The sequence below is a fragment of the Sporanaerobacter sp. PP17-6a genome, assembly GCF_900095615.1.
Lineage (GTDB): Bacteria > Bacillota > Clostridia > Tissierellales > Acidilutibacteraceae > Acidilutibacter > Acidilutibacter cellobiosedens.
The window spans coordinates 14,717-35,252 of the sequence record NZ_FMIF01000006.1; the positions used below are offsets into that span (position 1 = coordinate 14,717).

The 20,536-nt window shown below is 35.4% G+C and carries 19 protein-coding genes; 18 read left to right on the top strand and 1 reads right to left on the bottom strand.

What is annotated here, in order from left to right:
- The first annotated feature begins 51 nt into the window (after positions 1-51).
- The 9 genes from PP176A_RS04085 (at position 52) to PP176A_RS04125 (ending at position 10,255) form a co-directional block, all read left to right on the top strand.
- Positions 52-1,644, top strand: coding sequence for a glycosyl hydrolase family 18 protein (locus PP176A_RS04085; protein WP_071139189.1), 1,593 nt, complete (start codon positions 52-54; stop codon positions 1,642-1,644).
- A gap of 110 nt (positions 1,645-1,754) precedes the next feature.
- The gene (locus PP176A_RS04090; RefSeq protein ID WP_071139190.1) at positions 1,755-2,369 is read left to right on the top strand and encodes a histidine phosphatase family protein; all 615 of its coding nucleotides are present in this window, start codon (positions 1,755-1,757) and stop codon (positions 2,367-2,369) included.
- Between the two features lie 189 nt (positions 2,370-2,558).
- A complete protein-coding gene (locus PP176A_RS16490) occupies positions 2,559-3,137 on the top strand; it encodes a hypothetical protein (protein ID WP_071139191.1) in 579 nt (192 codons plus the stop codon).
- Positions 3,116-4,450, top strand: a complete 1,335-nt coding sequence (locus tag PP176A_RS04100; protein ID WP_071139192.1) for a polysaccharide biosynthesis protein — start codon at positions 3,116-3,118, stop codon at positions 4,448-4,450. Before PP176A_RS16490 ends, PP176A_RS04100 begins: the two co-directional genes overlap by 22 nt.
- Before the next feature lie 334 nt (positions 4,451-4,784).
- Positions 4,785-5,471 carry a YveK family protein gene (locus PP176A_RS04105; RefSeq protein ID WP_071139193.1) on the top strand — a complete coding sequence of 229 codons (687 nt, stop codon included), beginning with the start codon at positions 4,785-4,787 and terminating at the stop codon, positions 5,469-5,471.
- An 18-nt stretch (positions 5,472-5,489) separates the two neighbouring features.
- On the top strand, positions 5,490-6,233 hold the full coding sequence (locus PP176A_RS04110) for a CpsD/CapB family tyrosine-protein kinase (protein WP_071139194.1): 744 nt from the start codon (positions 5,490-5,492) through the stop codon (positions 6,231-6,233).
- On the top strand, positions 6,226-7,020 hold the full coding sequence (locus PP176A_RS04115) for a tyrosine-protein phosphatase (RefSeq protein ID WP_071139195.1): 795 nt from the start codon (positions 6,226-6,228) through the stop codon (positions 7,018-7,020). The genes PP176A_RS04110 and PP176A_RS04115 overlap by 8 nt, the downstream gene beginning before the upstream one ends.
- A gap of 12 nt (positions 7,021-7,032) precedes the next feature.
- On the top strand, positions 7,033-8,115 hold the full coding sequence (locus tag PP176A_RS04120) for an S-layer homology domain-containing protein (protein ID WP_071139196.1): 1,083 nt from the start codon (positions 7,033-7,035) through the stop codon (positions 8,113-8,115).
- A gap of 94 nt (positions 8,116-8,209) precedes the next feature.
- Positions 8,210-10,255 (top strand): S-layer homology domain-containing protein, encoded by a 2,046-nt coding sequence (locus PP176A_RS04125; protein ID WP_071139197.1) that lies wholly within the window; start codon positions 8,210-8,212, stop codon positions 10,253-10,255.
- Between the two features lie 46 nt (positions 10,256-10,301).
- Here the strand turns inward: PP176A_RS04125 and PP176A_RS04130 are convergent, their stop codons facing one another.
- On the bottom strand, positions 10,302-10,967 hold the full coding sequence (locus tag PP176A_RS04130) for a hypothetical protein (RefSeq protein ID WP_071139198.1): 666 nt from the start codon (positions 10,965-10,967) through the stop codon (positions 10,302-10,304).
- A gap of 362 nt (positions 10,968-11,329) precedes the next feature.
- Here PP176A_RS04130 and galU point away from each other — a divergent pair, with 362 nt between their 5' ends.
- From galU to PP176A_RS04175, 9 genes are all read left to right on the top strand, one after another.
- Entirely contained in the window at positions 11,330-12,211 is an 882-nt protein-coding gene (galU, locus tag PP176A_RS04135; RefSeq protein ID WP_071139199.1) for a UTP--glucose-1-phosphate uridylyltransferase GalU, read from the top strand.
- A 192-nt stretch (positions 12,212-12,403) separates the two neighbouring features.
- Complete coding sequence (locus PP176A_RS04140) at positions 12,404-13,024, top strand: nucleoside-diphosphate sugar epimerase/dehydratase (RefSeq protein ID WP_071139200.1); 621 nt, start codon at positions 12,404-12,406, stop codon at positions 13,022-13,024.
- 30 nt (positions 13,025-13,054) lie between these two features.
- Positions 13,055-13,672: a sugar transferase gene (locus PP176A_RS04145; protein ID WP_071139201.1), complete on the top strand. Its 618-nt coding sequence runs from the start codon at positions 13,055-13,057 to the stop codon at positions 13,670-13,672.
- Complete coding sequence (locus PP176A_RS04150) at positions 13,672-14,319, top strand: acetyltransferase (RefSeq protein WP_234958792.1); 648 nt, start codon at positions 13,672-13,674, stop codon at positions 14,317-14,319. The genes PP176A_RS04145 and PP176A_RS04150 overlap by 1 nt, the downstream gene beginning before the upstream one ends.
- Positions 14,320-14,324: 5 nt before the next feature.
- Positions 14,325-15,500 (top strand): LegC family aminotransferase, encoded by a 1,176-nt coding sequence (locus tag PP176A_RS04155; RefSeq protein WP_071139203.1) that lies wholly within the window; start codon positions 14,325-14,327, stop codon positions 15,498-15,500.
- Between the two features lie 15 nt (positions 15,501-15,515).
- On the top strand, positions 15,516-16,649 hold the full coding sequence (locus tag PP176A_RS04160) for a glycosyltransferase family 4 protein (protein ID WP_071139204.1): 1,134 nt from the start codon (positions 15,516-15,518) through the stop codon (positions 16,647-16,649).
- Positions 16,636-18,012, top strand: a complete 1,377-nt coding sequence (locus PP176A_RS04165) for a nucleotide sugar dehydrogenase (protein ID WP_071139205.1) — start codon at positions 16,636-16,638, stop codon at positions 18,010-18,012. Before PP176A_RS04160 ends, PP176A_RS04165 begins: the two co-directional genes overlap by 14 nt.
- Before the next feature lie 4 nt (positions 18,013-18,016).
- Positions 18,017-19,057 (top strand): NAD-dependent epimerase, encoded by a 1,041-nt coding sequence (locus PP176A_RS04170; protein WP_071139206.1) that lies wholly within the window; start codon positions 18,017-18,019, stop codon positions 19,055-19,057.
- A 6-nt stretch (positions 19,058-19,063) separates the two neighbouring features.
- Positions 19,064-20,173 (top strand): glycosyltransferase, encoded by a 1,110-nt coding sequence (locus tag PP176A_RS04175; RefSeq protein ID WP_071139207.1) that lies wholly within the window; start codon positions 19,064-19,066, stop codon positions 20,171-20,173.
- Positions 20,174-20,536 lie beyond the last annotated feature (363 nt).

The following is a 20,536-nucleotide window of genomic DNA, read 5'->3' on the forward strand; positions in this document are numbered from 1 at the left end:
GAATAATATGATATAATAAAAGTAAAATTAAATCTACAAGGGGGAGAATCTATGAGAAAAGCATTATTAAAAGTAATATCCGCAGTACTTATCTTTGCTCTTTTATCGGCAGGAGGGACAACCTTCGCGGATACGGAAGAAAATTATTTTAAAGATGTGCCTAAAGGCCACTGGGCGGAAAAATATATCTATGAGCTTAAGAATCTGAATATAATCAAGGGAATAGATGAAGAAAATTTCGGGATGGGGAAGTCTTTAACAAAGGGAGAATTTATCACATGGCTTGAAAAAGTCATTAATATAAATCTGGCTGCAGTGTTAAATTCCGATGAAAACCAATCTTTACTTACAAGAAAGGAAATGGCTGAACTAATTGTAAAGTCATTACAATTAGATAGCTTAGCTTTTAAAGTTGATATTAAATCAAATGAAAAACTTCTTCCCTATGATGACGTAAAAGATGATTTTGGATACATATCCGTTGTAAAAGATTTGAATCTGATGACCGGAAGCAACAATAAATTTAATCCGGACAGGGCAGTATCAAGAGAAGAGGGAGCCACAGTATTAGGCAGAATATATGAGAAAATTTCCAAGCCTGTAAGTTATTTAAACGGTTTTTATGCTATAGATTCTTATTCCCAGAAGGATATGATAAAAGATTTGAATTCCGTGGGATTTGGATGGAGCAGATTGGAAGGGGACGAATCGCAAAATAAAGTTGTGTTAAATACAACCAGAGATGAAAATAATTCCTTCGGATTTCCTGAAGGATTTTCGGAACCTCTAAGTATCGCAAAGGATAATAAGGTTTCAGACCAACTTACGGTGTTTTCAAATGATCAGAATACATTGAAGTATGTGCTGACAAAGGATGAGGGGAGAAAAAAAGCCGTAGATCAAATCGTAAAGAAGATAGAAACTTCCTTTAGCGGAGTGGTAATAGATTTTGAAAATATGAAAGGAGAAGAATTGAAATCCGGATTCAATACCTTCTTATCGGAGCTAAAGGCAGAGCTGAATAAATACAACAAGAGCCTTTATGTAACGGTACCTCCTAAAATGAAGCCTCCTTTAGCGTATTATGATGCTTATGACTATAGATATATAGGAGAAGTGGCGGATAAGGTAATTCTCATGGCTCATGATTATTATCCGAAAAGCTTAAAGGAAAATGAAAGGGACAGTTTTTATTCCAATACACCTTTGACACCTATGGATGATATATATTACGGATTAAAAGAAATCACAGATGAAAATACGGGAGTTCGTGATAAGAATAAAATACTTCTGCAAATATCATTTGACTCGGTTCAGTGGAAGATTAAGGACGGGAAGATTATGAATGACATTCCATATCACCCCGGCTATGAATTGATCAGAAAAAGAATGGCGGAAGACAGTTCTGTAGAAAAACAGTACGTTTTCGGGAATGCTTATCTGAAGTACCATAATTCCGAAGATGAAACGGATAATATAGTATGGTATGAAAATGAAAACAGCGTAACGGATAAAATAAATATGGCAAAGCTTTTTGGAGTTAACGGAATATCCTTATGGAGGTTAGGTACCATTCCCGATTATGAAGATGAAGGGATAAATCTTAACATATGGAATGAAATTTTGAATGCAGAGGGAAAATAGAAGATATATAAAAAATCTGAAATTCCGGTTATAACGGTTTTAACCGGAGTTTCATTTTGTTGTTTTTTAGGGATTAATTATTGAAATAATATATGGTGAGGAGAATTTATATGACTAAATTATATTTGGTAAGACACGGACAAACGGAATGGAATATCATCGGCAGAATTCAGGGCTGGGGGAATTCGGATCTTACACAGGAAGGTATAGACAGTGCTGTTCTCTTGGGGGAAAGATTAAGGAATACGGATTTTGATATAGCATTTTCAAGCCCTACAAAAAGGGCCATAGACACAACCAGACTCATACTTCGGGACAGAAATGTAGAAATAAAAGAGGAACCCGATTTGAGGGAATTGGGTTACGGAAGTTGGGACGGAGAATTTTTGAAGAATATCAGGGATTCGGAAGAATTTATTGAATATAAAAGAAATCCGGCTCTATATAAAGCCGAAAACGGGGGAGAAACTTTTCTCCAGCTTCAAAAAAGGACAGTATCCGCTATAAACAGAATAATATCGGATTATAAATCCGGAAATGTTTTGATTGTCAGCCATGCTGTGGCTTTAAGGTCTATTATGCTGTATTTTGAGAATCTTCCCATAGATAAAATCTGGGACATTCCTCCCATAAGAAATACAAGCATGACTTTAATCGAGACTGACGGAAAGAATTCAAAGATAATTCTCTACGGAGACATCTCTCACTTAAAGGAAAATGTATAAAAAACATATAAAATTTTAATGCGCCTTGTCCTTGGTTTATCAGGAATAAGGCGATTTTTATTTTTGTATTAATTTGCCTAAAACTGTAGATTTATCTATTTTTATATTGAATGCCGTCTAAAATATTGATATAATGATATTTGGAGTTTAAAAAAAATTATACAGGGAATTCCAAGGGGAGGATTATTAATGACAAGAAGAAAAATCGCAATGATTGTTTGCGATATTTTGCTCTTAAACGCGTCCTACATCATTGCAATGGCTCTTAGATTTGAGGGCAATATAGATCCTCAAATCTTTAAGGTTTATCTAAACAATGCTATTATAATTACTATTATTAAATTAACCGTTTTTTATTTTTTCAAATTATACAAGAGCTTATGGGAATATGCCAGTGTTGATGAGCTTTTTGAAGTGGTGGCGGCATCGCTTACATCCAATATTATAGTTATCGGATATTTAACGTTGATGTCGTCTTATTTGCCTATAAGTGTATATATTATGGTAACCCTTTCAGACATGATGCTTATAGGAGGGCACAGATTTATTTACAGAGCTTTCAGAAGATTTAAAAACAATATTTTTTCAGAGTCCGGCAGCAAAAGGGTGTTGATCGTAGGTGCGGGTTCCGCTGGGGCCATGGTTATAAAAGAACTGAGAAACCACGATGCTCTTAAAAGTAAACCCGTGGCAATAATAGACGATAACAGAAAAAGATCGGACAGAGCATTAACGGAGTGCCGGTTGTGGGGAACAGGTCAGATATAGGGTACATATGTAATAAGATGAAAGTCGATGAGATAATCATATCGATTCCCTCCGCAAAGAGAAAACAGATAAGGGATATAGTGGACGAATGCAGAAAGACCAAATGCAGGATAAGGATTCTTCCGGGAGTATACGAATTGATTGACGGAAAGGTAAGCGTTTCAAAGATCAGAGATGTGGATATCGATGATTTGCTCGGCAGGGAGGAAACCAAACTGAATATGGAGGATATATGCGGATATATAAAAGGAAAGAAAATTCTTGTCACAGGAGGAGGGGGATCTATCGGCTCCGAGCTCTGCAGGCAAATTGCCAGATTTTTGCCCGGAAAACTTATAATCCTTGATATGTATGAGAATAACGCCTATGATATTCAAAACGAGCTTAAAAAAGATTATAAAAACTTAAATTTAAAAATTATTATTTCGTCTGTCAGGGACAAAAAGAAAACTGAAGAAGTAATCAGAAATGAGAGACCTGATGTTATATTTCATGCGGCAGCCTATAAGCATGTTCCCCTGATGGAAGAAAATCCTATTGAGGCCGTAAAGAATAATATATTCGGGACTCTGAACGTGGTTCAGGCGGCAGACAAATACGATGTAAAAAAGTTTGTCCTTATATCCACCGATAAAGCTGTCAATCCCACAAGTGTGATGGGTGCCACAAAGAGGGTATGCGAAAAAATAATTCAGTCTATGGATAAGACAAGCAATACAGAATTTGTAGCGGTAAGATTCGGAAATGTTTTGGGAAGCAACGGAAGCGTAATACCTCTTTTTAAAAAGCAAATCGCCGAGGGCGGTCCGGTTACCGTAACTCATAAAAATATCACGAGGTATTTCATGACGATACCGGAGGCTTGCCAGTTGGTGCTTCAGGCAGGTTCCATGGCAAAAGGAGGAGAGATATTTGTACTGGATATGGGAGAGCCAATAAAGATCGTTGATTTGGCAAGAGATCTGATCAGGCTGTCGGGTTTTGAGCCGGAAACGGATATTCCCATTAAAATAATAGGGTTGAGGCCGGGCGAAAAACTTTTTGAAGAGTTTCTTTTGAATAAGGAAAGAGTGAGCAAGACGGAACATGACAAGATATATATTGAAAAGCCTCTGGCCGACGGATTCGACGGACTGGAGATGAATATTCAAAGATTAAGGACAGCTATAGAAGCGGGAACCAATGACCAGGTGATATCCTTGCTGAAAGTCATGGTTCCTGCTTACAAAACAAATATGTACAGTAATGACAAATATATGCCAATTAAAGATGAAACAGCTGTGACCTTAAATCAGATCAGTTCACACCGATAATTATTAACGAGATGAGGAAAGGGACCATAATTAGAAAGAGACTTATTATTATGCTTTCCTTTTCCTTTCGAGTCAGTAAATAGCTTGATTCATAGTATCCGTTTATCTTTTTTCTTGTTGAAATTTTTTTAACAGCTTTGAAAAATGTCAATGCTATGGCCTCCTTAATACATCAAGAAAATACATTTATCGACAATTAAATTATACACATAATTTTGTTTAAGTCAAATAGGCCTAAAGTTTTATATATAAATTTATCGAAAGTTGTAATATAATCATAATATATATCGGTTTTTGTTCGATTAATATTAATAGGTAAAGGGGGAAACATGAATTGGAAGAGGAAATAAGCTTAAGGGAATATTTTTTTGTTCTCATAAAAAGATTATGGCTTATTTTATTGCTTACAGTTATGTGCATAGGTGCAAGCGGTATAATCAGTTTTTATGTCCTTAAGCCGGAATACCAAACATTTACTACGTTGATGGTAGGCAGGCCCAAGGATTATCAGAATACAAACCAGCAGTTGGATTACAACGAAATAATGGTTAACCAGCAGCTTGTTACCACCTATGGAGAACTGGTAAAGAGCAGAGTTGTTGCAGACGATGTAATAAGGGATTTAAAGCTTGATATACCCTTTGACGAGTTTAAGGATAAGGTCAATGTAAACCTTGTTAAGGATACCGAAATTATTAAAATAGAAGTCACGGACGGAGACCCTGAGCTTGCTGCGGCTATTGCCAACAAGACGGCGGAAGTTTTTATGGACAAAGTCAAAGATATAATGAATATAGAAAATGTTCAGATCATAGACAGAGCACAGGTCACGGACAAACCCGTCAAGCCGAGGCCCCTTTTAAATATGGCCATAGCCGGAGTCCTGGGATTGATGGCAGGGATATTTCTGGCGTTTATCCTTGAATATTTTGACAATACCATAAAAACCCAGGAAGATGTTCAAAAATATTTAGGTTTATCCGTCATAGGGACTATTCCCAAATTTGATGAAAACAATTAGTTTTATTGAGGTGAAGATATGGCAAGATCTAAAATAATTACCTATGAAAATCCGAAATCTCCTACGGCGGAAGCCTACAGGACCTTGAGGACAAATATTCAGTTTTCAAGTATTGATAAGACTATAAAGAGCATAGTTGTAACTTCTTTTGGGCCGGGAGAAGGGAAAAGTACCGTTACGGTAAATACTGCGGTTACTATGGCTCAGGCGGAAAAGAAAGTTCTTCTCATAGATTGTGATCTAAGAAAGCCCAAGGTACATACTTTTTTCAGGATACACAACGGGGAGGGGCTTACAAATATTATTGCAGGAAACTTGGATTATAATGAAGCAATTAAAACAACCGAAATTGTTTCAGGGTTGGATATCATTACTTCCGGTCCTATCCCGCCGAATCCCGCCGAACTTATCGGTTCCCAGAAGATGAAGAATTTTTTGAACCGGGTAAAGGAAGATTACGATATAGTATTGGTGGATGCTTCCCCCGTAGGAATGGTAACGGATGCGGCTATTCTTTCGTCTATCGTAGACGGAACGATTTTCGTCTGCGCCGTGGGGGAAACGGATGTGGAAGGAGCAAAATCCACTAAGGCACTCCTTAACAAGGTTAACGCCAACATATTGGGAGTGGTCTTAAACAAAGTTCCCATAAAGGAGAGGGGAGGATATTACAGATATCAATATTACAGATATTCGTACTATAATGATGATTCCGGCAGAAAAGGAAAAAGAGTGAAGAAGAGGAGGAAGAACAATGATTGATTTGCATTGCCATATACTTCCCGATGTGGATGACGGTTCAAAGAACATGGCAATGTCCGTTGAGATGGCAAAGATTTATTTGAAAAACGGCATAAAAGAAATCATAGCTACTCCCCATTATATTGAGGGGGATCAGTTCAGTACCTTTGAAGAAAACAAGGTTGTTTGCGAAAAATTTAAAGATGTTCTCCAAAGAGAAAATATAGATTTGAAAGTATATCTGGGACAGGAAATATTTTTATCCCCCGATATCATGAAATATCTTGAAGAGGGCAGAGTCGGCTCTCTGAACGGTTCCAAATATGTTCTTATAGAACTGGCCATGGCTAACGATTATGTTCATATGGAAAATGTAATATATGAATTCCTGATGAAGGGATACATTCCCGTAATCGCCCATCCCGAAAGATATAAAAAGATTCAGGATGACCCCAATGTTTTATATGAATACATAAGACTCGGAGCATTAGCTCAGATGAACATAAGAAGTTTGGAGGGAATGTATGGGGATAAGGCAATGAATACAGCCGAGATATTGGCGGCTTGCGGTATGTATCAGTTTGTGGGGACGGATGCCCATTCTGACGAAGGGCGTTCTCCGGAAGTGGGAAAGAGCCTGGAGATATTGAAAGGGATTGTTTCCGAGAAGGAATTTGAAAAAATTACCTTTACGAACAGTAAAGCTCTTCTTGAAAATAAGGACATAATCTTTGAAGAGCCGAAAAAATATGAAGGCAGAAAGAAAGGCATATTGTTCAGACTGAAATCAAAAGTAAGTTTATTTTAAAGGAGGATGAATATGAAAAAGAATATATTATTGTTTATGTTGATATTTGGGCTTCTGTTTACATATGTACTCCCGGGCGGGGAGGCTTTTGCCGAGGATCTGAATGAAGGCGCTTTGGAACTTTTTCTAAGCAAACTTTCGGATATGGAAGACGGTGACAGACAAGCGGCAGGAGAAGCCTTAAAGATTTATATGGAAGACGATGAAGGTGTAAGCAAACTTAAGAGGGATTTAAGTACATTTATCAGCGACAGTCAGGAAGAACAGCTGAAAGATCACGGATACAGTTTGAATGATGTAAAGTCGGAGCTGGACAGACTGAACAAATGGAGCAAAGAAGACCGTGTCAAATTGGCCGACTACATCGGAGAGGGAAATACTTCAGCTATTAAATCTCTTATATACAGCTATGAAGAAGGGGATAAATCCGATATTTCAAATAATGAAGGCAATCCTTCCGAAGGAAACGGAGGGAGCACGGCTCCGGTTGTACCGTTGGCCGAAGGTAAAAAGGATGAAGAAAAACTTTTAGAAGTTTATTTCAAGGATATAGGCAATTCAAAGGGAAAGGATGCAATTGTATTCTTAGCTCAAAGAGGGATAATCACCGGGAGGACAAAGGAAACCTTCGATCCGTCGGGAGAGCTGACGAGAGCCGAATTCGTTACGCTCATACAGAGACTTTTAAAACTTGAACCCAAAGCCAAGAACGCCATGCCCTTTAAGGACATAAAAGAAGGAGACTGGTTCTACAATGCAGTAAAGAGTGCTTATGATAACGGAATAATCACAGGTACGGGTCCCGATTCCTTCTCGCCCAAGAATAGGGTAACAAGGGAACAGATGATAACAATAGTTATGAGGATATTAAACGATAAAGGCCTTACCTTTACACTAAAGGACACGGGAAAGAGCCTGGATGATTTTAAAGACAAAGGAGAAGTTTCTCCTTGGGCCGCACTTCATATGGTGTATGCGGTGAAATACGGCATCGTTGAAGGGAAAACAGAGGATACGCTTAATCCTAAGGATTTTGCAACGAGGGAAGAAGCAGCTGTTACAATTAAAAGGCTGTTTGATATATTAAATAAATAAAAGCAATAGCGTTATGTGACGATTATTATATTGGAGGTGAGTTTAAAGGAAGTTTGTTGTTTTAATAACATATTTTAAGGAGGTTTAAAGGAATATGAAGAAGTACTTATCGATTTTGTTGGCATTGACCATGATCTTATCGATGGTAATACCCATGGGAGCATTTGCGGAAGGAAATGATAATCAGGCGATATTTGACGAACTTAAAGATAAGTTTGGAGGAGTTGCAGGAAAGTATCCTGAAAATTTAAAGAATGCAGTTAAGAGAGTTGACGAAGATTTTTGTAATTCGGCACTGAATAAGTTTAAATCCAATCTTAGCGAAACTCAAAAAGAAACTTTAAAAGATAAGTTCGGATTAGAAGTAGACGGAAATGTAAAAGATATAACAGAAGATGTGCAAGCGTGGTTAAGCAATGAGAGCGAAATATCTAATTTGATTGATGATTTAGGTGGAAAATTAACTGCAAATCATAACGATTCTTTAGCTTATATTAACGGTTTAAGAACTACAATAACTACTGAATATGGAGAATTAATAGATAAGTGGAATACAACAGTATTACTAAATAAAAATAAAAAAATAGATTTTGCATTAGATTTGTATAAGGCTGTAATTGATAACCTAACAGTAAAAGAAACGTCATCAAAAAAATTGGAATTCAGCATAGGCAGCGGATTAACCAGTGATGTTGAAGAAATACAAAATACTTATTTGAAAGAAGAAGCTAAAGTTAGTTCAGTTTCGGTAAAAGATGTTGTTGTTAAAACCACCGATGATTTGGAAAATGATTTTAATACAAAGATAATTCCGGGTGGAACTAATGAAGTCATTAAATCATTTTTCTTAGAATTAGGCGCTAATTATATTTCATATACAGCTCCGTCCGACGAAGGCTCATCAGGCAGCAGCGGAAGGTCATCTAACTCTGATGCCGACGTACCTGTAACACAAACGGGCAAAGTTGATAAAGAAGAATCAGCAGTAGAATTCGGAAAGGACAATGTTTCCGTACAGACAAAAGACGGAACAGCTACGGTTACATTGAAAGAATATGATTTGGTTGCGGGAATAAAGAACCTGAGAAAATCCATAGGCAGTGACAAGGAAGGAAAAGCGGTTGTAGATATTGAAAATGTAGAGGGAGTTAATGTTTCCTTTGTACTTTCCTCAAAGATTGCGGAAGCTATTTCAGATAACAATATTTCTCTGGAAATAAATGCAGGGGATATTCAATATTTAATACCGTCCGATGCTTTAAAGGGTATAGAAATACCTTCAGGCGCAAAGATACAGTTTAAATCCGCCGAAGGAGATGTAGAATCGGTTGCGGCTGCTGCGGGAGAATTGGGAAATGCAAAGAAAGTTGTAGAACTTTCCCTGGAAATTACATCCGGCAAAGATACCGCAAAGGTTTCGGAATTTGCTTCACCTGTTACCGTAACCGTAAATGTCAAAGGCCTTGGAGACAAGGATAAATTGGCTGTTTACTATTTCAATGAAGCAGAAGGAAAACTTGAATTTGTAACAGGAAAGATAAAGGATGACAAAGCCGTTCTTGTACTTTCACACTACAGCAAATATGCATTCCTGGAATCAACAAAATCCTTTACCGATTTGGAAGGACATTGGGCTAAGGATTATATAGAGTCAATGGCAGCTAAAAACGCAGTAAACGGATATGAAGACGGAACATTTAAACCTGAAGAAAAAGTTACAAGAGCACAATTCGTCAAGATGCTCGTTTCATCTCTTGAAGAAAAGCTTGAAGCCTATGACGGCTCATTTACCGATGTGGCAGAAGGAGACTGGTTTGCACTATATGTTGCAACGGCTAAGAAATTAGGAATTGCTTCGGGATATGCTGACGGAAGCTTTAAGCCGAATAAAGAAATATCAAGAACAGAAATGGCTGTAATGCTGAGCAGCTTAACAGACGAAGAACTGACGGAAGAAGATGTGGCAAAAGAATTGACCGTATTTGCGGATGCGGATTCTATCCCATCATGGGCAAGAGAAGCCGTAGCAGAAGTTGTTAAAGCGGGACTGATGAATGGTGACAATGGTTCCTTCAATCCCGAAAATCCGGCTACAAGAGCGGAAGCGGCAACAGTTATATACAGAGCATATAACAAATAAATATCAGTATAAAATATAAAGCAGAGGAAATTTCCCCTGCTTTATATTATTTCATGTAACTTCTTGCCTTACTCATCAATTCTTCTCTTCTGGAGCTTTTATAGGAATTATAATAGTCTTTTAAATCATTGATAATGCTTGTATCATAATTCTTGTTCTTTAATTCTCCCTCGATTTCCTTTATAAGAGAATTGAATTTTGCATCACATTCCTTTTCCAACTGGGAACCTTCAGATATATATTTAGCTGCCAATTTTGCATTTGATATATTTCCCGACTTATATTCTTGATATGCTCCGCTTATTACGGAATCGAGGTTTCCCTCGTATTCGCTTTGAAGTTTTTCGAATTTGCCGTTGTATTCTTCCAAAATTCCGATATAAGCAGCATCATCTTTGCCATTACCTTGTGACTTACCGGAATCATCGGTATTTGTGTTTTCTCCCGTATTGTCGGTTGTACTATCCGGGTTTTGGGAATCCTTCTTCCCGGTTTCCGATTCGATTACCTTGAGTATGGGGTTTTCAATATCATCGGGATTTTTGTTTTCGCCTTCGGAAGAAGAATCATCCGGTTTATTTTCTTCCGCATTTTTGTAAGCGGAAATCATTTCAAAGGTGAATTTGATTTTTCTCCAGTTAATTGATACAGCCAGGATCAAAATTACAACAATTCCCCAAAAGATATATTTGCCTTTTTTGTGTTTTTTCATATATTTCCTCCCAAATTTATTGTATGAAACATATTATATCATTTATTAATCCGTATACCAAATCCATATCCTGTTTATTATCCGGGAAATAGACAGGATTCTTCCTTATGGATATTTCTTAATGAAATATTTGATATAATGTATAAATATTTTTAAAATAAATTCATATTGGCAGTTTTTGTTGAATTTTAAATATCGGATTGATATAATTATTGTTGTGGTATTAATATTCAGGGAAGGCTGCCGATATCAGTGGCAGCAGGAGTATTGATATATTTTATGATGTGTTATATCCTTAAAACAGACGAAGTCATGATTGTTTTGAATAAAGTCAAAGTTAAGAGAGTATAGGAGGGAAAAATATGACGATCAAAAAAGCGATAATACCCGCGGCAGGACTGGGAACGAGATTTCTTCCCGCCACGAAAGCACAGCCCAAAGAAATGCTTCCCATAGTTGATAAGCCTACAATACAGTATATAGTTGAAGAAGCCATAGAATCGGGAATAGAAGATATATTGATAATCACGGGAAGAAACAAAAGAGCCATAGAAGACCATTTTGACAAATCCGTGGAACTGGAGATGGAGCTTGAACAGAGAAACAAGACGGAACTCCTGAACCTTGTTCGGAAAGTATCAAACATGGCCAATATTACTTATATAAGGCAGAAAGAACCTAAAGGATTGGGAGATGCCATATACTGCGGAAAAAACTTCATAGCCGACGAACCCTTTGCGGTGCTTTTGGGTGACGATATCGTCGATTCGCAGACAAAACCGTGTCTGAAACAGCTCATGGATGTATACGACGAATACAAGACAACCATACTGGGAATCAAGGAAGTACCAAAAGGAGAGGTAAACAAATACGGCATAGTTTCGGGCATGTATATAGAAGACGGAGTATACAAGGTAAAGGATCTTATAGAAAAGCCTACCCCGGAAGAAGCTCCTTCCAACGTAGCCATATTGGGAAGATATATAATAACTCCGGAGATATTCAAAGTATTGGAACATACAGCCCCGGGAGCCGGAGGGGAAATCCAGCTGACGGATGCCCTAAGGGAACTGGCGAAAAAAGAAGCCATGTATGCCTACAACTTTGAAGGAAAGGTATACGACGTAGGAGATAAATTGGGATTTCTCCAGGCAACGGTGGAATTTGCCCTGAAGAGAAAAAAATTGGGCACGGAGTTCAGAAAATATCTGAAGGGAATAGTCGGAGAGAAGCAGGACGGTTAATCGTGATAGTACAAATCCGATAATACAACAGGTTTGTACTATTTTATTCTCTGATTTTCATATTTAAATAAAATCCGATAAATTTTAATAAATCTTTACACAAATTTTCCTTTACAGGAAACCAGATTAGTGTTATATTATAATCGTTCGTATAATGAATGAATAAAATTCGGATATGGAGCGTAGAACGACATGGACATGAATTTTTTTAATCCCACAGCCCTGTACAAAGAACTCTTACTGCTGCAGGAAACGGAAAAAAATCAGAATATAACCCAGAAAGAACTGGGGGATCTCATAGGTGCGGCTCCCTCTATGGTCAACATATATATAAACGGCCTGGAAGAGAAGAGTTATCTGAAGAGAGAATATATATCGGCAAAGACGGTTAACTATATAATCACTCCCAAAGGGGTGAAGAGGAAAAACTACCTTGCCATTACATATTTGGACGAACTCTTAAAGCTGTACCGCCTGGCGGAAGAAAATGTGGAGAATTTTTTATTGAGGATTGAAAATAAGGGCTACAGGAATATACTTTTCTATGGAGCCGGAGAAGTGGCGGGAATCATACTGGCAATAATAAAGGGAAGAACGGACAAACCCCTGAAAGTATTGGCACTGGTGGACGACGACAAAGATAAGCAGGGCAATGAGTTGGCAGGATATAAGATTATTTCCCGTGAGGAAATAAAAGAATATAAGCATGACGGGATAGTGGTTACGTCCTATACCTTTGAAGATGAGATAATGGGGAGATTGAGGGAAATAGGGTATCCTATGGATAGGGTGGAAAGATTTTTTGGGGTGTAGGAGAAAAAGATAAGATGGAGTTGAAAGTGATTGTATAGAAAATATATAAAAAGATTGTTGGATTTTATATTTGCAATTATATTATTGATAATTTTGTCGCCTATCATGTTGATTGCGGCTATGACAATAAAAGCGGAAGATCCCAAAGGTCCCGTTTTATTCAGGCAGAAGCGTCCCGGCAAAGATGCAAAGATATTTGAAATCTATAAATTCAGAACTATGAAAGCCGAAACGGAACGTGACGGAAGAAAGCTTTCGGATATGGAAAGAATGACGAAAGTAGGCTCGGTTTTAAGAAAGACAAGCACAGACGAACTGCCTCAGCTGTTTAATATAATTAAGGGGGAAATGAGCTTTATAGGGCCGAGACCGCTGTTGGTTGAGTATTTAAAGCATTATTCATGTGAGCAAATGAGGAGGCATGAAGTGATTCCCGGAATATCAGGATGGGCCCAAGTCAACGGGAGGAATAATACTACTTGGGAAGAAAGATTTAAAAATGATGTATGGTACGTGGATAATGTAAGTTTTAAGCTTGATTTTAGGATTTTTTTTATGACCATATATAATATTTTGAGCAGGAAAGGGATAAACAATTCGGAAGATGATACGATGCCTATTTTTGGTGATACAAATAGGCTTACTTAATGTCAGTAGGTGATAACATGTCAAAAATAATGATTTTAGGTGCTGGCGGGCATGGAAAAGTAGTTGCTGAAATAGCAAAATTAATGAATAAATGGGATGAAATAGTTTTTCTTGATGACAATAAAAGTCTTCATGAGGTTAATAGTTATAAAGTTATTGGAACATTATCTGATTATTTAATTTATAAAGATAGATACCAATATGCATTTGTTGCCATTGGAGATAACAAACTTAGATTAAAATTAATTAAAAATATGATGAAGAATGGAATTAGTATTCCTATTTTAAGACACCCTTTTACATCTATCAGTGATAATTGTAAAATTGGACAGGGAACTGTAATTATGGCGGGTTCGATTATAAACACAAATTCTATTATAGGTAAAGGATGTATTATTAATACATCAAGCAGTATAGACCATGATTGTATATTAGAAGATGGAGTTCATGTATCTCCTGGAGTCCACATAGGAGGGACGGTACATATAGGTAAGTTTTCATGGATTTGTATCGGTTCAAGTATTATAAATAATATTACAGTTGGTAATAACGTAGTCGTTGCATCAGGATCAACCGTTACTAAAAATGTTCCTGACAATGTGATGATTGCAGGAGTACCGGCATTAATTAAAAAATGTTTGGAGTGATAATAATGGTTAATCAAAAACAAATACCTCTTTCAGTCCCCAACCTTTCCTTAGACATCTTAGACAACATAAAAGAGACCATAGAAACAGGCTGGGTATCAACCGGAGGAAGATTTATAACGGAATTTGAAGAAAAAATAGCCAAATATGTAGGCGTAAAAAGAGCGGTTTCATGCCAAAGCGGTACTGCAGGGCTTCATCTTGCTTTGAAAGTGTTTGGTATAGGCCATGGTGATGAAGTAATAGTCCCTACCGTTACATTCATAGCTGCGGTAAACCCTGTTAAATATGTAGGAGCCGAGCCCGTATTCATGGATTGCGATGATACCCTGAATATGGATATGGACAAACTGGAAGAGTTTTTGCAAACTCAATGTATTTTTAAAGACGGAAAAATAGTTAATAAAGAAACGGGAAAAACCGTAAAAGCTGTAATCATCGTTCATGTATTCGGAAATCCCGCCGATATGGAAAGATTGATGAAGATAAAAGAAAAATATAATTTAAAAGTAATAGAGGATTCCACTGAAGCCTTGGGTTCCTATTATACAAAAGGCAGATATGCCGGAAAATACTGTGGTACGATAGGAGATGTAGGAGTTTACTCCTTCAACGCAAATAAAATAATAACTACAGGCGGAGGAGGAATGGTTGTATCCGACGACCACGAATTGTTGGACAAAGCAGCTTTCCTGTCCGTTCAGGCAAAGACCGATCCCTTGTATTTCATACATGACGAAATAGGCTATAACTACCGCATGACAAATATACAGGCAGCCTTCGGGACAAGCCAGATAGATAAACTGGAAACTTTTATAGAAACAAAAATCAGAAATTATAATCTGTATAAAGAAGCCGTAGAAAATATAGACGGATTGACTATCCTTCCCTTTGCAAAAAATGCTCGCTCAAACCACTGGTTTTATTCCATAATAGTAGACAAAGAAAAATACAGCATGGACAGAGACGAACTTCTGAGAAAGCTAAACAGCGAAAATATTCAGACAAGGCCCCTCTGGGGATTGATACATAAACAAAAGCCATATTTTGATAGTCAGTCGTATAAGATTGAAAAAGCACTGTTCTATGAAAAGAATTTGATAAATGTACCATGCAGTACTAATTTGGGGGAAGAGGAAGTTAAGACAGTAGTAAAAGCGTTACAAAATTTTAGAAATTAGGCAGAGTGATGAAAAATGAAAAGAATATTAATATTAGCCAATAATGCTGGTGGGTTATATCAATTTAGATTTGAATTAATTGAAAAACTAATAGAAAATAACTTTGAAGTATATTTTTCAGTTCCCGAATTGGAAGACAATAAAGAAGTAAAATTAATTATTAATACTGGAGCTAATTACATACAAACTTATATCGATAGAAGAGGAAAAAATCCTTTTGAAGATTTAAGGATTATTAAAAATTATAAAAAGATATTTAAAAGATTAAATCCAGATTTAATTTTGACTTATACAATAAAACCTAATATTTATGGTAGTTATGTTGCAAATAAATTTAACATACCTGTAATTATGAATGTTACAGGCATTGGTTCATCCCTTGCAACAGGGAAGTTTAAAGGTATAATTGAGCATATGTATAAATATGCCTGCAATAAAGCTAATACCGTATTTTTTCAGAATCAAAGTAATAGAGACTTTTTCATAAGAAATAAAATTATAAATGAAAATAAGACGAGAACTATATTAATTCCCGGTTCCGGTGTAAATATTAATAAATTTAAACCTGTTGGGAAAACAAAGAAAGATGACATTACAAGATTTTTATTTATAGGCAGGATAATGAAAGAAAAAGGGATAGAGGAATATTTGCATGTAGCTGAAAGCGTAGCAACTCAGTATCCGAATGTAGAATTTCAGATATTAGGATCATTTGAAGAAGAAAAATATAAAAATTTAATTTTAAATAATAAAAATGAAAAATTAAAATATCTTGGTGTATCTGATGATGTCAGAAATGAAATAAGGGAAGTTGATTGTATAGTACATCCTTCATATCATGAAGGCATGTCCAATGTTTTATTGGAAGGTGCGGCTATGGGGAAGCCCCTTATAGCATCAAATATACACGGGTGCAGAGAAATAATAGATGACAGGATTAATGGATATTTATTTAAAGTTAAATCAGTTGAATCTCTGGAAGAAAAGATTATTGATTTTATAAAATTAGGCAGTAATATGAAAAAAATCATGGAAGAAAAATCCAGAGAAAAGATAGAGAATGAGTTTGACAGAAATATTGTTATAGAAAAATATATGGAGGTAATAAATAATATTTTGAAGGAAGGTAGAGTAAGTGAGTCTGTATGAATCGATAAAGGATAGGGAGGAAAAGATGTCGGTTGTGGGTTTGGGCTATGTTGGCTTACCTTTAGCCGTAGAATTTGCAAAAGTATCAGATGTGGTGGGTTTTGATATATCAGGCAAAAAGATAAAAAAGTATTTAAAAGGAATAGATGTTACAAAAGAGGTGGGAGATAATGCCTTAAAAGAAACCAATGCATTTTTTACATATGAAGAAAAATATTTAAGAGAATGTAAATTCCATATAGTTGCAGTACCGACACCGATAAATTCTGATAAAACTCCAGACTTGAGACCTATAATAGGAGCAAGTGAAATCGTTGGAAGAAATCTTACAAAAGGCTCTATAGTAGTATACGAATCTACTGTATATCCGGGAGTTACGGAAGATATATGTATTCCGATATTGGAGAAAGAATCAGGATTAAAATGTGGGATTGATTTTAAAGTAGGATATTCTCCTGAAAGGATAAATCCTGGAGATAAAACTCATAGACTAAAAAATATTGTAAAAGTGGTGTCCGGTATGGATGAAGAATCTCTTGATAATATTGCTAAAATATATTCACTTGTTGTACAAGCTGGCGTTTATAAGGCAGAAAGTATTAAAGTTGCTGAAGCTGCCAAGGTAATAGAAAATTCCCAGAGGGATATCAATATAGCTTTTATGAATGAATTGTCAATTATATTTAATAAAATGGGAATAGATACGAAATCGGTATTAAAAGTAGCAGGGACCAAATGGAATTTTTTAAACTTTACTCCGGGATTAGTAGGAGGGCATTGTATAGGTGTAGATCCTTATTATTTGACATATAAGGCAGAAGAAATAGGCTATCGTTCTCAGATAATCTTAGCAGGAAGAAAAATAAATGATGACATGGGTAAATATGTGGCAGAAAATACAGTGAAATTAATGATTAAAGCAAACAAACAGATAAATGGTTCGAAAGTAGCTGTATTTGGGGTTACATTTAAAGAAAATTGCCCTGATGTCAGAAATACGAAAGTAGTAGATATTATTAAGGAATTAGAAGAATATGGGGTATCAGTGAAAGTAGTAGATCCTGTGGCTGATAAAAAGAATTTGTGGGATAGCTATGGAATTGAATTATGTGATATTAAAGAAATAAAAGATATGGATGCTGTTATATTTGCGGTTCCTCATAATGAATTTAAATCTATAAAACTTAAAAGTATAAAAGAAATGTATAAAATGGCAAATGGCTTTTCAAGATACATGGATGAAGTTGCAGTAACAACTGATGATGGACAGATGTATAAGAATAATTATGTATTGATTGACGTAAAGGGAATGTTTGATAAAAAAGAGGCAGAGGATATGAATTTCATATATTGGAGGCTGTAATAATATGAGGAGCGATTACAGGGAATTAGATAGAAAAAAAAAATACTTAGTTACAGGTGCGGCGGGTTTTATAGGGTTTCATCTTTCTAAAAGGTTGCTCAAGGAAGGCTGCAGTGTTATAGGATTAGATAATTTAAATGATTATTATGATGTGAATTTAAAAAAGGCAAGGTTAGGCATATTAGAAAAAGAAGATAATTTTAAATTTGTATATGTGAATCTTCAGGATAAAGAAGCTATACATAAAGTTTTTAAAGAAAACAAAATAGATATAGTAGTTAACCTGGCAGCTCAAGCGGGAGTAAGATATAGCTTGATAAATCCTTATTCGTATATAGAATCAAATATAATGGGATTTATGAATATATTGGAAGCCTGCAGACACAATAAAGTGGAACATTTGGTATATGCTTCGTCCAGCAGTATATACGGTTCTAACAAGAAAATGCCATTTTCAACAAGTGACAGCGTAGATCACCCTGTCAGTTTATATGCTGCAACGAAAAAATCCGATGAGCTGATGGCTCATACTTATAGCCATTTATATGGTTTACCTACAACCGGATTGAGGTTTTTTACAGTATATGGCCCATGGGGAAGGCCGGATATGGCATTGTTTTTATTTACTAAAGCTATACTTAATGATGAACCGATTAAGGTATTTAATTACGGAAATATGGAGAGGGATTTTACATATATAGATGATATAATAGAAGGGGTAGTGAGAGTAATAAGCAATCCTCCAAAACCTAATCCGGATTATGACAGGATAAATTCGGACCCAAGTACAAGTTTTGCACCATATAAGGTATATAACATAGGAAATAATAATCCGGTACCGTTAATGAAATTCATAGAAACTTTAGAGAAACATTTAGGCAAGGAAGCAAAGAAAGAATATTTACCCCTGCAAGCGGGAGATGTCCCAAAAACATATGCTGATGTAGATGATTTAATAAGAGATGTAGGCTTCAAACCTAATACCAGTATAGATGAAGGGATAGGAAAGTTTGTTAGTTGGTATAGAGAATATTATGAGGCGTGATAGATAATGAAAGTTTTATATATTATTAATAATCTCGGAAGTGGAGGAGCGGAAAAGTTAATTCAGGAAGCAGTTCCACTTATGAATAAAAGGACTCGCGTAAAAGTGGACGTTCTTTTATTAACGGATAGAAATAATGTTTTTGATAAAGGATTGGTTAATAGTGGAGTTAAGGTTGATATTATTCCATTTAGAAATCCTTATAGTTTTAAAAATATTTTATATATAAGAAATTATATAGTTAAAGGTAATTATGATATTATTCATGCACATTTATTTCCTACAATTTATTGGGTTTCTATAGCTTCAAGATTAATATTTAGTCATAAACCTAAATTTGTAATGACAGAACATAGTACTCATAATAGAAGGAGAGAAAGGGAATATCTAAGGTATTTAGAGAAGTTTATATATTCTGGTTACGATAAAATAATATCGATAAGTAAACCGACACAAAATAATCTTATATCATGGCTTAAAGTTAAACCGAATAGGTTAAATAAATTTATTGTTATTGAAAATGGTGTTAATATTGATAAATTTAAAAATGCAATTCCATATAAAAAGTCAGAAATTTGTTCTGAATTTACACAGAATACAAAGTTGGTTTGTATGGTTGGAAGATTTTCAAAAGCTAAAGATCAACTTACTTTAATAAAAGCGATGAAAAATTTACCGAAAAATATACATTTGCTGTTAGTCGGAGAAGGACATTTAAAAGAAAAAAATGGAAAATTAGCAAAGAATATTGGTGTAAATAAGAGGGTTCATTTTCTTGGATACAGAGATGATGTAGAAAGAATATTGAAAACAATAGACATAATGGTATTATCTTCCAATTGGGAGGGATTTGGACTGGCTGCAGTAGAAGGCATGGCAGCTGGGAAGCCTGTTATTGCGAGTAATATTGATGGATTAAGAGAAATTGTTGGGCAAGAGGGTATATTGTTTGAAAAAGGAAATGATTTGGAATTAGCTAATAAAATTGAAAATTTAATAAAAGATACTGAGGAAAAGACTTATAGAATGAGAAAAAGTTTATTTAAGGCAAACTCACATGATATATCAATAATGGTTGGTGATTATATTAATTTGTATAAACAACAAATTATTTAATACTTAAATTTGTTTTAAAGAGAATATTTATTTAGTCTCCTAATTATTTTAGATAATCTAAAGTATAATTAATGGGAGCCAACCAAATGAGAAGCAAAAATACAAGATATTCCAAAGAATTTAGAAGATAAATAGTTAAGGAGTTAGAAAAGGTTGGTAATATAACTTTAGTAGATAGAAGAAAGATATACTTTTATGTACTGTAACAAGATGGTTTAGGAAAGTTAAAGCGGTGAATAATATTAATAGTTCATTTAATATCGATTGCAACATTAATTTCTCTATAGAAAAAAATTATTAGGTAAAAAAAGTTTGATAATAACTATTCTTAAGAATCTAATAAACTAGAGGATATAAGATAAA

Coding starts and splice junctions, on each gene's coding strand:
- PP176A_RS04085 (WP_071139189.1), top strand. CDS start 52: ATGAGAAAAGCATTATTAAAAGTAATATCCGCAGTACTTATCTTTGCT.
- PP176A_RS04090 (WP_071139190.1), top strand. CDS start 1,755: ATGACTAAATTATATTTGGTAAGACACGGACAAACGGAATGGAATATC.
- PP176A_RS16490 (WP_071139191.1), top strand. CDS start 2,559: ATGACAAGAAGAAAAATCGCAATGATTGTTTGCGATATTTTGCTCTTA.
- PP176A_RS04110 (WP_071139194.1), top strand. CDS start 5,490: ATGGCAAGATCTAAAATAATTACCTATGAAAATCCGAAATCTCCTACG.
- PP176A_RS04115 (WP_071139195.1), top strand. CDS start 6,226: ATGATTGATTTGCATTGCCATATACTTCCCGATGTGGATGACGGTTCA.
- PP176A_RS04120 (WP_071139196.1), top strand. CDS start 7,033: ATGAAAAAGAATATATTATTGTTTATGTTGATATTTGGGCTTCTGTTT.
- PP176A_RS04125 (WP_071139197.1), top strand. CDS start 8,210: ATGAAGAAGTACTTATCGATTTTGTTGGCATTGACCATGATCTTATCG.
- PP176A_RS04130 (WP_071139198.1), bottom strand. CDS start 10,967: ATGAAAAAACACAAAAAAGGCAAATATATCTTTTGGGGAATTGTTGTA.
- galU (WP_071139199.1), top strand. CDS start 11,330: ATGACGATCAAAAAAGCGATAATACCCGCGGCAGGACTGGGAACGAGA.
- PP176A_RS04140 (WP_071139200.1), top strand. CDS start 12,404: ATGGACATGAATTTTTTTAATCCCACAGCCCTGTACAAAGAACTCTTA.
- PP176A_RS04150 (WP_234958792.1), top strand. CDS start 13,672: ATGTCAGTAGGTGATAACATGTCAAAAATAATGATTTTAGGTGCTGGC.
- PP176A_RS04155 (WP_071139203.1), top strand. CDS start 14,325: ATGGTTAATCAAAAACAAATACCTCTTTCAGTCCCCAACCTTTCCTTA.
- PP176A_RS04160 (WP_071139204.1), top strand. CDS start 15,516: ATGAAAAGAATATTAATATTAGCCAATAATGCTGGTGGGTTATATCAA.
- PP176A_RS04170 (WP_071139206.1), top strand. CDS start 18,017: ATGAGGAGCGATTACAGGGAATTAGATAGAAAAAAAAAATACTTAGTT.
- PP176A_RS04175 (WP_071139207.1), top strand. CDS start 19,064: ATGAAAGTTTTATATATTATTAATAATCTCGGAAGTGGAGGAGCGGAA.